12 protein-coding genes, 1 riboswitch and 1 other annotated feature are annotated in these 13,136 nt (G+C 30.7%); of the genes, 10 read left to right on the plus strand and 2 right to left on the minus strand.

Translation table 11 applies throughout. The features are described 5' to 3' along the window. The first annotated feature begins 80 nt into the window (after positions 1 to 80). The 8 genes from ACVHXK_RS12690 (at position 81) to ACVHXK_RS12725 (ending at position 8,617) form a co-directional block, all read left to right on the plus strand. The gene (locus tag ACVHXK_RS12690; RefSeq protein ID WP_461206772.1) at positions 81 to 1,373 is read left to right on the plus strand and encodes an alpha-amylase family glycosyl hydrolase; all 1,293 of its coding nucleotides are present in this window, start codon (positions 81 to 83) and stop codon (positions 1,371 to 1,373) included. A 212-nt stretch (positions 1,374 to 1,585) separates the two neighbouring features. Beyond that, complete coding sequence (locus ACVHXK_RS12695; RefSeq protein ID WP_461206773.1) at positions 1,586 to 1,810, plus strand: MoaD/ThiS family protein; 225 nt, start codon at positions 1,586 to 1,588, stop codon at positions 1,808 to 1,810. 3 nt (positions 1,811 to 1,813) lie between these two features. Further along, the gene (locus ACVHXK_RS12700; RefSeq protein ID WP_461206774.1) at positions 1,814 to 2,503 is read left to right on the plus strand and encodes a HesA/MoeB/ThiF family protein; all 690 of its coding nucleotides are present in this window, start codon (positions 1,814 to 1,816) and stop codon (positions 2,501 to 2,503) included. A 331-nt stretch (positions 2,504 to 2,834) separates the two neighbouring features. Beyond that, positions 2,835 to 2,945: riboswitch (molybdenum cofactor riboswitch) on the plus strand. A gap of 35 nt (positions 2,946 to 2,980) precedes the next feature. Then, on the plus strand, positions 2,981 to 3,493 hold the full coding sequence (locus ACVHXK_RS12705) for a 4Fe-4S dicluster domain-containing protein (RefSeq protein ID WP_461206775.1): 513 nt from the start codon (positions 2,981 to 2,983) through the stop codon (positions 3,491 to 3,493). Beyond that, complete coding sequence (locus ACVHXK_RS12710; protein WP_461206776.1) at positions 3,493 to 5,304, plus strand: aldehyde ferredoxin oxidoreductase family protein; 1,812 nt, start codon at positions 3,493 to 3,495, stop codon at positions 5,302 to 5,304. The genes ACVHXK_RS12705 and ACVHXK_RS12710 overlap by 1 nt, the downstream gene beginning before the upstream one ends. 248 nt (positions 5,305 to 5,552) lie before the next feature. Then, positions 5,553 to 6,041, plus strand: coding sequence for an NADH-quinone oxidoreductase subunit NuoE (gene nuoE, locus ACVHXK_RS12715; protein ID WP_461206777.1), 489 nt, complete (start codon positions 5,553 to 5,555; stop codon positions 6,039 to 6,041). Further along, complete coding sequence (locus tag ACVHXK_RS12720; protein ID WP_461206778.1) at positions 6,034 to 7,839, plus strand: NADH-ubiquinone oxidoreductase-F iron-sulfur binding region domain-containing protein; 1,806 nt, start codon at positions 6,034 to 6,036, stop codon at positions 7,837 to 7,839. Before nuoE ends, ACVHXK_RS12720 begins: the two co-directional genes overlap by 8 nt. Positions 7,840 to 7,849: 10 nt before the next feature. After that, the gene (locus ACVHXK_RS12725) at positions 7,850 to 8,617 is read left to right on the plus strand and encodes a 2Fe-2S iron-sulfur cluster-binding protein (RefSeq protein WP_461206779.1); all 768 of its coding nucleotides are present in this window, start codon (positions 7,850 to 7,852) and stop codon (positions 8,615 to 8,617) included. Positions 8,618 to 8,866: 249 nt separating this feature from the next. Here ACVHXK_RS12725 and ACVHXK_RS12730 read toward each other — a convergent pair whose 3' ends face one another. Next, complete coding sequence (locus tag ACVHXK_RS12730; protein WP_461206780.1) at positions 8,867 to 9,139, minus strand: hypothetical protein; 273 nt, start codon at positions 9,137 to 9,139, stop codon at positions 8,867 to 8,869. A gap of 154 nt (positions 9,140 to 9,293) precedes the next feature. Next, positions 9,294 to 9,520, plus strand: a binding site (T-box leader). A gap of 326 nt (positions 9,521 to 9,846) precedes the next feature. Between ACVHXK_RS12730 and trpS the strand changes: the two genes are divergently transcribed. Continuing rightward, positions 9,847 to 10,857 carry a tryptophan--tRNA ligase gene (gene trpS / locus ACVHXK_RS12735; protein ID WP_461206781.1) on the plus strand — a complete coding sequence of 337 codons (1,011 nt, stop codon included), beginning with the start codon at positions 9,847 to 9,849 and terminating at the stop codon, positions 10,855 to 10,857. A 326-nt stretch (positions 10,858 to 11,183) separates the two neighbouring features. On the opposite strand, the gene yidA is transcribed toward trpS, so the two are convergent. Beyond that, positions 11,184 to 11,990, minus strand: coding sequence for a sugar-phosphatase (gene yidA / locus ACVHXK_RS12740; protein ID WP_461206782.1), 807 nt, complete (start codon positions 11,988 to 11,990; stop codon positions 11,184 to 11,186). A gap of 277 nt (positions 11,991 to 12,267) precedes the next feature. Between yidA and ACVHXK_RS12745 the strand changes: the two genes are divergently transcribed. Further along, positions 12,268 to 13,020 (plus strand): IclR family transcriptional regulator, encoded by a 753-nt coding sequence (locus ACVHXK_RS12745; protein ID WP_461206783.1) that lies wholly within the window; start codon positions 12,268 to 12,270, stop codon positions 13,018 to 13,020. Positions 13,021 to 13,136: the final 116 nt, after the last annotated feature.

Consider the following 13,136-nt stretch of genomic DNA (forward strand, 5'->3'; position numbering starts at 1 on the left):
GCAGGGATGAGGAAATCATTTATCACTGCACACTCCACTCTGCACATTTTACACTAGTTATAAAAAAGGGGGGAATAACTTTGGCAAAAAATACTGATATTAGTTTAAGGAATAGTACAATTTATTCTGTATATGTAAGAAATCATACTGATGAAGGTACATTTAATGGAGTTGTTAAGGATTTAGATAGAATAAAAGATTTAGGAATAGATATACTTTGGCTTTTACCTATCCATCCAATTGGACAAGTTAATAAAAAAGGACAATTAGGGTGTCCATATTCTATTGAAGATTATAGGAAGGTTAATGATGAATATGGTACTCTTGAAGATTTTAAAAAGTTAATAAAGGAAGCACATAATAGAGGTATGAGATTAATAATAGATGTAGTTTATAATCATACTTCCCATAATTCAAGATTACAGAAAGAAAAACCAAATTTGTTTTATAAAAAAGAAAATGGTGAATTTGGCAACAAAGTGGGTGAATGGACAGATATTATAGACCTTGACTATAAAAATAAAGAACTATGGAGATATCAAATTGAGACATTAAAGTACTGGGTAAATATTGGAGTTGATGGTTTTAGATGTGACGTAGCACCACTTATACCAAAAGAATTTTGGTTAGAGGCAAGGGAAGAAGTTAGTAAAATTAACGAAGATGTAATTTGGCTAGCTGAAACTTCGGGATTGGATTTTATTGAAGAGTTGAGAAAAGCTAATGTTCTTATTCATAATGATAATGAAATGTTTCAAGCTTTTGATATTTGCTATGATTATGATACATATGGCTATTTTCAGAAGTATAAAAAGGGTGAAATTTCATTAGAACAGTTATTAGATAAAAAGAGAATTCAAGATTATATTTATCCAGAGAATTATGTAAAACTTAGATTTATTGAAAATCATGACCAACCAAGAGCAGCGTATTTAGTTAAAGATGAAATAGAACTTAAAAATTGGACTGCATTTATGTTTTTTGAAAAAGGGACTTCATTAGTATATGCAGGTCAGGAGGTAAAAGATATTAATCAACCAAGTCTTTTTGATAAAGATTTAGTGAATTGGAAGGATGAAAAAGAATTCACAAATTTTATGAAGAAACTTATTGAAATAAAAAGAAACCAAATTTTAAAAGAAGGTTTTTATGGATTGGAACATGAGAAAAAAATTGGAGTTATTGAGGCTAGCTACACTTTAAAAGAAAATAGATTAATTGGTGTATTTAATATTGAATCTAAGGTAGGTAGCTATCAAGTAGATTTAAAGGATGGATTGCATAAAAATCTAATTAATGACTCTGATATAGAAGTAATAGATGGAAAATTTGAATTAATAATGGATCCTATAATTATTAAAACAGAAAACTAATGAAAAAATGTTGAGTTGAATATAGGAAACTCAACATTTTTGATTCTAATGGATTGATTTAATGTGCATTATTTTTTCTATTTATGATATAATAAATTAAAATTATCCAATTATTCAGATAATTATAGAGTGTCCATTAATAATGAATATATGAATATAAGTAAGTGAATTTATAGGTATTTCATAGAAAAACAAGCACAGGAGGTGATAAATTGGAAGTTGAAGTAAGGCTTTTTGCAACTTTTAGACAGGGAAGAGAGAAAAAGCAGAAAATGGAATTGGAAGAAGGAACAACTGTAAGAGATATTGTATTAAAATTAGAAATTGATGTAGAAGAAGTAGCAATACTTTTAATAAATGGGTTTGATGGAGAACTTGATAGAGAACTTACAGATGGAGATGTGGTAGCTCTATTTCCACCAGTAGGAGGAGGATAGAAAATGCAGAAAAGATATGAAAAGAATATGAGTATGCTAAGTGAAGAAGAAAATAATAAGTTAAAGGATTTTAAGGTATGTGTAATAGGATGCGGTGGACTAGGTGGATATATAATAGAGATGCTAGGAAGGCTTGGCATAGGCCATATTACAGTTGTTGATGGAGACACATTTGATGAAACAAATTTAAATAGACAATTGTTATCAGATGAAAAAGCATTAGGAATGAATAAAGCTAAAAAAGCAGAAGAGAGAATGAAAACTGTGAATTCATCTATAAAACTGATGCCAATTGATAAAATGTTTAATGTTGAAAATGGAGAGGAAATTCTAAAGGGACATGATGTTATTGTAGATGCACTGGATTCCATTGATGCAAGATTATTATTACAAGAACTTTGTGAAAAGCTAGAAATACCTATGGTACATGGAGCTATATCAGGTTGGTATGGACAAGTTACAACTATTCTTCCAGGAGATAGAACATTAAATTTTTTATACAATGGTGAAAAAAATAAGCAAGGAAACAAAGAAAAAGTAGATTTAGGTAATCCATCATTTACTCCTGCACAAATTGCATCAATTCAAGTAAGTGAAGCCTTAAAATTACTTTTAAAAAGAGGCAAATTGCTTAGTAAAAGAATTCTATTTGTAGATTTGCTTGAGCAAGAATTTGACATAATAGATTTATAAATAGGTTGTGAATACTATAACATATTTAAAAACCACAATAAATTTTCTTAATATTAGGAAAATATATTGTGGTTTTTTATTATATTATCAAGATTTATTTCTCTTTTCTAAGAAAATTGGCTCAGAAGAGTTATTATTATACTAAAAATTATAAATAGTTTAATTTTTATCAATAATAGTAAATATTATCAAATGATGATATAATATACCTATAATAAAAGTTAAAAAAACTGAATAAATAAATAAATCAATTTACTAATCATATCTAATTATTTTCAATAATAATATATATTAATCACATATTTTAAATACATATTTATAAAACTTTAGCTAATTGAAATGACTCCGATCTCCATTGACCAAAATTGGCCTTAGAGACGATAGGGTATAAGAAGTAATTTTTATGCCTGCCATTGCGCAAAGGAGCAGTTCGAATAAAAAAAGGAGGTGGAAGCTGGCATCAATAGAGTATCCAAGGTGAAACTCTATAAGTATGGTGACCAGTTGAAAATGGCTAAAGTATTAATGATTTCACCCGAAAAATGTATTAGCTGCAGAACATGTGAGATGGCATGTTCATTTTCAAAAACACAATCGTTTAATCCTCAAAATGCTGCAATAACTGTATATCAGTATGAAAAAGCAGCTATATCAGTACCTATTACGTGTTTGCAATGTGAAGACCCTGCATGTATGAAAGTATGTACATCAGGAGCAATTTACAAAAATGAAGATGGGGTAGTGCTCATTGATGAAAAGAAATGCATAGGTTGTAAACTATGTATAAATGCGTGTCCTTTTGGAAACATGAGTTATAATTTTGAGCTTAAGAAAGTAGTCAAATGCGACTTGTGTGGCGGAGATCCTTATTGCGTTAAATTATGTCCGGCAAATGCGTTAGAATTTAAAGAACCAACTCCTTCAGAGTTAGACAAAAAGAAACTTGTAGCTGATAAGTTTAAAGAATTATTTGAGGAGGGGGATAAATAATGTTTGGATGGTGTGGAAAATTAATTCGTGTAAATTTGGATAATGGTGAAATAAAAACAGAACCGCTAAACATGGAAGATGCAAAATTATATCTTGGAGCTAGAGGACTTGGAACGAAAATAATGGTAAATGAAGTAGACCCAAAAGTAGATGCTTTAGGACATGATAATAAACTAATCTTTTTAACAGGACCACTTACAGGAACATTAGCTTCCTCAGCAGGCAGATACGAAGTAATTGCAAAGGCTCCACTGACAGGAACAATAGGTGCTTCAAATTCAGGCGGATACTTTGGACCTGAATTAAAATTTGCAGGATATGATGGAATTATTTTTGAGGGAATAGCTGAAAAACCTATGTACCTTTATGTAAAGGATAACATTATTGAACTTAGGGGTGCAGAGCATTTATGGGGTAAAACAGTGTATGATACAACGGATGAGTTACTAAAGGAAACAGATAGTAATGCAAAGGTTGCATGTATAGGACCAGCGGGAGAGAAATTGGTATTATATGCAACAGTAATGAATGATAAGCATAGAGCGGCAGGAAGATCGGGTTTAGGTGCCGTAATGGGTTCTAAAAATTTAAAAGCTGTTGTAGTTAAGGGCTCTAAATCAATTAATGTTGCAAATCCTAAAGAATTTATGGAAAAATTCGAGGATGCTAGACAAAAATTAAAAGAAAACCCTGTAACAGGACAAGGACTTAGAACTTATGGAACACAAATACTTGTTAATATTTTAAATGAATCAGGTGCACTTCCAACTAGGAACTGGAGAGATGGAGGAATTTTTGAATTTGCAGATGAGACAGGCGGAGAAGCGATGAACGAAAAACTTCAAGTTAAACCAAAAGGTTGCTTTGCTTGTTCAATAGGATGTGGAAGAATTACTAAAATACCTTCAGGTAAATATAAAGGAATAATGGGAGAAGGACCAGAATATGAAGCTGGTTGGTCACTAGGGGCAGACTGTGGAATAAAAGAAATTGATGCAATATGCGTTGCCAATTTTATATGTAATGAATATGGTATGGACCCTATCACATTAGGTTCAACAATAGCTTGTGCTATGGAATTAGTTGATATGGGATTGATTTCTAGAGAGAAAATTGAACTGGACTTGAAATTTGGAAATCCAGATGTAATTGTAGAAGTGGCAAAAATGACAGCATTAAGAGAAGGCTTTGGGGATGAAATTGCACTAGGTTCCTATAGATTAGCAGAAAAATATGGACATCCTGAATTATCAATGTCTGTTAAAAAACAAGAAATGCCTGCATATGATGGTAGAAGAATTCAAGGTATTGGTCTTGAATATGCTACTTCTAATAGAGGGGCCTGTCACGTGCGTGGATATATGATTTCACCAGAAATACTAGGATTACCTCAAAAACTTGATCCTTCAGTAACAACAGATAAAGCAACGTGGCTTAAAATATTCCAAGACTTAACTGCTGTTGTCGATTCTTCAGGAATGTGTTTATTTACAACCTTTGCACTTGGATTACCAGAGGTTTCCTCTCAAATAAGAGCAGGAGTAGGTTGGGATTGTAGTGATGAAGAAATTCTTAAACTAGGTGAGAGAATATGGAATTTAGAGAAAATGTGGAACTTAAAGGCAGGATTTACTAGAGATGATGATAACCTTCCTTACAGATTACTCCATGAACCTCTTCCTGAAGGACCTGGTAAAGGAATGGTAAGTCAATTAGATGTAATGCTAGAAGAATACTATGCAGGTAGAGGATGGGGAACAGACAGTGTACCGACTAAAAAGAAGCTAGAAGAACTATCTATTAACTACTAGTTCCTATTAAAGTAAATTTGCAATGTGCAATTTGCAATTTGCAATTATGGATGATTTTCTTCTATTCTTTCAGAAAATCTTTAATGGATTAATTAAAGATTCTCCGAAGAATGAGGAGAATCATCCTCAATTGTGCATTGTGCATTGTGAATTGTGCATTGCTTTAAAAGTGCATTGCTTTAAAAGTGCATTGCTTTAAAAGTGCATTGTGCATTGAATTAATATTTTTAGTAAAGGGGTGAATAACTATGCCTTCAGGAGAAAATGAAATTCAGTTATCTGATATAAATAATATAATTAAAAAATATCCAAAGGAAAAAAGACATTCATTAGCAATATTACAGGATATTCAGAAAGAATATAATTATATACCGGAGTTAGCACTTAATGCTGTGGCTGACTATTTAGATATGCCTTTGAGCAAGCTTTATAGTATGGCTACATTTTATAAAGCTTTAAGTCTAAAGGCTAAAGGCAAAAATATAGTAACTATTTGCGATGGTACAGCCTGTCATGTAAGAGGGTCTTCTCCGATAATGAATGAATTAGAGAAGGTTTTAAATATTAAAATCGGGGAAACTACAGAAGATGGATTGTTTACACTTCAGACTGTGGGTTGTTTAGGTGCCTGTGCATTGGCACCGGTTATGATGATAAATGATAAATATTATGGCAAAATGACGCCTAAAAAGGTTAGTGAAATTATCGACCAATACAGAGGTGATAAAATTGAATAATGATATTAAAAAAAATAGAATAGTTTATATATGTTGTGGTACAGGCTGTTTAGCCAATGGTAGTAGAGAAGTTTATGATGAATTTGTTGAAAAATTAAGTAGCTTAAAATCTGAAATAAGCGTTAAAACAGAAGCAAAATCTACTGGCTGCAATGGTATTTGTGAAAAAGGACCAGTTGTTAAAATTCAACCGGATGATATATCATATTTTAAAGTGAAAAAATCAGATGTTGATGATATTATCAAAAAAACACTGATAAACGGGGAAGTCATAGATAAACTTTTATATTCTGAGAAAGATAAAAAAAGATTAAAATCATATAAAAATAGTGAATTCTATAAAAGACAACAAAAAATTTCCCTCAGAAATATTGGGGAAGTAGACCCAGCTAGTATTGATGATTATGTAGAGAGGGACGGTTATAAAGCTCTAGAAAAAGTGTTTTTTAAAATGAAACGGGAAGATATAATTCCTGAAATACTTAAAGCAGGTCTTAGAGGTAGAGGAGGAGCAGGCTTCCCTACAGGCCGTAAATGGAATACCTGTGCAGAGATTGACAGTTATCCTAAATATGTAATATGCAATGGTGATGAAGGGGACCCAGGTGCATTTATGGACAGAAGTATTTTAGAAGGAGACCCTAATAGTATAATAGAAGGTATGATTATATGTGCATATGCAGTAGGTAGTCATAAAGGCTTTGCGTATATTAGGGATGAATATTCACTGGCAGTTAACAATATGAGAAATGCAATAAAGCAAGCTAGAGAAAGAGGGTATTTAGGAAAAAACATATTAGGTAGTGGTTTTGATTTTGATATGGAAGTAGTTAGAGGCGGAGGGGCTTTTGTTTGCGGCGAATCTACTGCACTTATGGAATCAATTGAAGGTAAAGTAGGAGAACCAAGACCTAAATATATACATTCTGTTGAAAAAGGCTTATGGGGGCAACCTACAGTATTGAATAATGTGGAAACTTGGTCTAATGTACCTATAATAATATGTAAGGGCGGAGATTGGTATAGTTCTATAGGTACTGAAAATAGTAAAGGGACAAAAGTATTTTCATTAGTTGGTAAGGTTAGAAATACAGGCCTAGTGGAAGTACCTATGGGAACTACATTAAGGGAAATTATTTATGAGATCGGTGGAGGAGTAATAGGAAATAAAAAATTTAAAGCTGTACAAATTGGTGGACCTTCAGGTGGATGCTTACCAGAAGAACTTTTAGACCTTCAAGTTGATTATAAAACACTAAGTGATGCAGATTCAATGATGGGTTCTGGCGGAATGATAGTAATGGATGAGAGAACTTGTATGGTTGATATTGCTAGATACTATTTAGAATTTTTATCTCAAGAATCTTGTGGGAAATGTGTTCCTTGTAGAGAAGGCATAAAGGAAATGCTCAGGATAATAAATGGAATCTGTGAGGGAAAAGGTAGACTTGAGGATATAGATGAACTAATAAATATTGGAGAAACTGTGGGGGAAGCATCATTATGTGGACTTGGGAAAAGTGCACCAAATCCTGTTCTTTCAACTATTAGATATTTTAAAGATGAGTATATTGAACATATTGTAGATAAAAGATGTAGGGCTGGAGTATGTAAAAACTTAACTACTTTTTATATTGATGCGAATAAATGTATAGGTTGTGATTTGTGCAGAAAAAATTGTCCTACAAGTGCTATTAGTGGGGAAATTAAAAAGAAACATATTATTGATGAAACAAAATGCTCTAAGTGTGGTAATTGTATAAATATTTGTAAATTTGATGCGATTAAAGTGAAGTAAGGAGGATAGCATGAAAATTATAATTGATGGAAAGCAATATGAAGCACAAGCTGGAGAAACAATTCTTCAAGTGGCAAGGCGTGAAGGCGTAAAAATTCCAACATTATGCCATAATGATGCCCTTCCTGGCTTAGGGACTTGTAGACTTTGTATAGTAGAAGTTATTCAGAATAACAGAGCTAAAGTGGTTACTTCTTGTGTATATCCAATAACAAGAGAAATTGAGGTTTTAACTAAGAGTGAAAAAATAATAAAAATGAGAAAAAGAATTATAAAATTTCTTTATGATAGAACACCTCGAAATGAAGAGATTAACAAGCTTAGAATCGAATATGGTATTCCCAATATAACCATAAATGTTGATAACCCAGAGCAGTGTATACTCTGTGGACTATGTGTTAGAGCTTGTGAAAAATTGGGGACAAGTGCAATAGCAACTGTTAATAGAGGAATAGATAAAAAGATTTCAACTCCATATGATGAGCCTTCAAAAGTATGTATAGGTTGTGGGTCGTGTGCATATGTATGTCCAACAAATGCTATAAAAATAAAAGAAGAAGCAGGAGTAAGAACTATATGGGGCAAAGAATTCAAAATGATGAAGTGTTCTGAATGTGGTGAATTTTTTGCAACTAAAGAAGAGTACTATTATGCTGAAAACAAACTTTCAGAAGAAAAAAAATCAAAAGATATCTTATGTGAGAAATGTAGAAAAAAACAAAATGCAAATAAACTCAAAGATATTTTTGAAAATGTGGAGTATCAATATTTAAAATAAACAACTTAATACCAAATACTAAATACCAAATACTAAATACCAAATACTGATTTGCAATGTGCAATTTGCAATTTGCAATTTGCAATGAGCAATTAGCAATTAGCAATTAAGGATGATTTTGCTATGCAAAATCTTTAAATTAATTTAATTAATGGACTTAAAGATTTTAGGCGATAGGAGAGAATTATCCACAATTGCAAATTGAACACTGCAAATTGATATTTATCATTTAAAAAATATTTTTAAAGGTTATTCATCTTCATATTCATCTTCGTCATAAATATCTTGACCACCATTATAGGTGTAATCAAATTCAGACTGTGAAATATTGTTTGCAACTATATCATCAGTTACTGGATCGGGTAAATCGGTAAATCCATTTCTATTGCCAGAACGTATTATTTGCTCCTTTTGTTCCATAAAACCCCTATCATTAGGACCATAGGTGTTAGAAAAAGTTGGATTTATGTTGTTAGTAAGTTTTTTTCCTAAATTCTTTTTATTTTTAATTTTTTTTGCCATAAAAACCCTCCTAATTATGATGTTTCAATCAAGATTATTATTCCATAGTAAGATTATTTATATACCTTTGATTTTTAGAAAATATAGAAAGTTAATTTAATCCTTTTTCTTGACATAATATCTATATAAATGTATTATTGTGTTAGTAAAACATAATGATTCTGTGAAGAGAATAGTAAGTTAAATAAAAAGCTTAAAGAGAGTTGCAGATGGTGAAATTGCAACAGTTATGATTTAGCTGAATGGGACTCGGAGAACTATGGTAAAATAACCAAAGCGTTTATTCTGCGTTAAAGAATAGGATTTGAAATCTCTAATGAGGCAAGATTTCCAAAGGAAGTTTTGTAAAGATAGGTGGCACCGCGTTAAGACGCCCTATTGCTTTTGTGGTTTTTTTTTATTTTTTGTAAATTAATTTGCATTTTGAACAATAGTTAAACGATAGTTAAACAATAGTTAAACAATAGTTAAACAATAGTTAAACGATAGTTAAACCATAGTTAAACGATAGTTAAACAATCGAATATAGGTGTAGTTTATGTACTGGTTCAAATAAAATAAAGATTCTCGACCAAAGGGAGAGAATCCTCATTAATTGTGCATTGTGCATTGTGAATTGTGCATTATCAATTATGCATTGTGCATTGTGAATTATCAATTATGCATTATCAATTATAAATTGTGTATTGAAAAAAGGAGGAATATCAATGGAAAATAACGAGTCAAAAAAAGTAATATTTAGTGGAATACAACCATCAGGACAATTAACAATAGGAAACTATCTGGGTGCTTTAAAAAATTGGGTTAAACTTCAAGATGAATATGATTGTTACTATTGTATTGTTGATTTACATGCAATTACAGTAAAACAAGAACCAGCAGAATTAAGAAAGAGAACACTGCAAACCCTTGCAATATATTTAGCATGTGGATTAGACCCAGAGAAAAATACATTATTTATACAATCACATGTGCCAGCTCATTCTGAATGTGCATGGTTATTAAATTGCTATACATATATGGGTGAATTATCAAGGATGACTCAATTTAAAGATAAATCAGCAAGATATGGAGAAAATATATCAGCTGGTTTATTTGATTATCCAGCACTTATGGCTGCAGATATATTATTATATCAAACAGATTTAGTTCCTGTGGGAGCAGACCAAAAACAGCATCTTGAGCTTACAAGAGATATTGCAAAGAGATTTAATAATACATATAGTCCTACATTTAAAGTTCCGGAGCCTTTTATAGCAAAGGTTGGAGCTAAAATTATGGATTTACAAGAACCAGACAAAAAAATGTCCAAATCAGCTGATAATCCAAATTCATTTATTTTAATCATGGATCCTCCTGAGGTAATAAGGAAAAAAATTAGTAGAGCAGTTACAGATTCATTAGGTGTTGTTAAGTATAGCGATGAACAACCTGGAATACAAAATCTTATAAGTATTTTAAGTACAATTACTGGAAAGACAATTGAAGAGATTGAGAATGAATATGAAGGACTCGGATATGGACAGTTCAAGAAAGATGTAGGAGAAGCTATAGTTAATGAATTAGAGCCTATTCAAAATAAAGTTAATGAACTATTACAAGACAAAAAACACTTAGAAAGTATTTATAAAGCAGGAGCAGAAAAAGCTCAATATGCAGCAAGTAAAACACTTAGAAAAATGATGAAAAAAATAGGATTTATTCCTCAAGCTAGATAAAGAAAAATTAGCAATTCTTATAAACAAATTGCAATTCTTATAAACAATTAGCAATTTGCAATTATTATAAACAATTTGCAATTAGCAATTAGCAATTTGCAATTCTTATAAACAATTAGCAATTTGCAATTTGCAATTTGCAATTAAGGATGATTTTGCTACGCAAAATCTTTTAATATATTAAATTATTAAAGCTTCTCGACGACAGGAGAGAAGCATCCACAATTGCACATTGCAAATTATCTTTAAAAAAGCATTGCAAATTATCTTTAAAAAAGCATTGCAAATTATCTTTAAAAAAGCATTGCAAATTATCTTTAAAAAAGCTATTTATTCAGCACAAATTTATTAATAACGTGGGCAACTCCACTTTCGGTATGTGATTTAGTTATATAATCAGCAACTTTTTTCACTTCATCAAAAGCATTTTCCATAGCAACTCCAAGTCCGGCATATTCAATCATTTGTAGGTCATTGCCAGCATCACCAATACAGATAACTTCTTTTTGTTTAATTCCTAAAAGTTCAGCGATTTTTTGTACACCAAGTCCTTTTGTTGCTTCAGTATTTAAGAATTCAAAGAAGAAAGGGGCACTTTTACAAGTGTGATATTTTGTATGTAAATTCTTAGGAAGTTTTTCAATTAAATCATCAATAATTTCAGGATCTTGTACCATTAGAACTTTAATAATTTCTTCATTAGGGGAAACTTCTCTGAAATCAATTTCTTTAATAGGGATTTTATTTATATCAGCCTCTATTTGTGTGTATTTATTCATCTTTGGAGTTATTACTCCATTAGGTGTTAAGGCATGTATATAGAAGCCAATTTCTTTGCTAATGTCACCAAGTGAAATTAAATCATCGAAAGTGATAGTTTTTTCATAAATAATATCACCAGTATGATTATTTCTAACTACGGAACCGTTATATACAACAGAATAACAGTCTTCATCAAATAAATTTAGCTCTTTAAGATAATCAAGTATTCCATTTAAAGGTCTTCCAGTAGAGAGTACAATTTTAACTCCCATTTCTTTAGCTTTCATAATTGCTTCATAATTTTCTTTAGTAATCTTTTTTTCTTCATTCAAAAGAGTACCGTCCATATCAATAGCTATTAATTTATACATAAAAACCTCCTGTTTTTTTGAAAAGAATAGTGGGTAATTTGAAGTTAAAACATTTAAAAATAAAATAAAGTTTAAAATGTATTTATAGTAAGTAAATATCCATATTATAATAACATTATAAAAACAAAAATTCTACAAAAGATACATATTATAAAGTAATATAAAAAAACGAATATTAAGAATTTATATTAAGAGTAACTAGAATATTATTGATATTTGCATTTACGTAATTGATACGGTATAATAAAACTAATATTCATATATGGGGTGAAACTTAATGAAAAAAAGTAGGGCGGCAACTAGGACGATAGATATTTTAGAACTTATTTCTAATGAAACAAAAGGTTTATCTCTTACAGAAATAGCATCAACTCTTGATATACCAATAACAAGTGTTAGTGACATAGTAAGAGCACTTTTGGATAAAGAAATGATAGAGGTCATTGATGAACGAAGTAAATTATATGGGATAGGGGTAAAAGCATATTATATTGGGAATGCTTTTATTAGTAATACTACTTTAGTGGACAAGGCTAGAGATACTATTGAAGCTTTGGGAACTAGGATGAATAAAACAGTGTTTTTAGGAAAGGAAGTAAACAAAAAAATAACGTATATTTATAAGTTTGAGCCAAAAGATTCCATTATTACAACATGTCCAATTGGAAGTAGAACTAATTTGCATTGTACATCTCTTGGTAAATGTTTTCTTGCATCCAATGATGAATTAATGTCAAAATTAGATTCTAAAGATTTAATTAAAAAGACAGATTACACAATTGTTGAGATGGATGAATTGAAAAAAGAAGTTGAAAAGGTAAGAAAGCAAGGGTATGGAGTTGATTGTAGAGAGCAATCAGACCATTTGCTGTGTATTGGTGCGCCTGTTTTTAATGATAAAAATGAAATTATAGCAGCAGTAAGTATAAGTGGTTTATATAGAGATGATGTTAATATTGAAAAAGAGGCCGAAATAGTTAAAGAAAGTGCATTAATTATTTCACGTAAGATGGGTTATAAAGGGCTTTAACGATATAAAATTTTTTTAAAAATGGCTTGTGAATAATTTAATCAGCTTTAACGAGTAAAAATATTTCGAGATAAATTAATCCAAAAATGTAATAAAATATTATATAATTATTAGTA

The sequence above is a fragment of the Clostridium sp. DL1XJH146 genome, assembly GCF_054819755.1.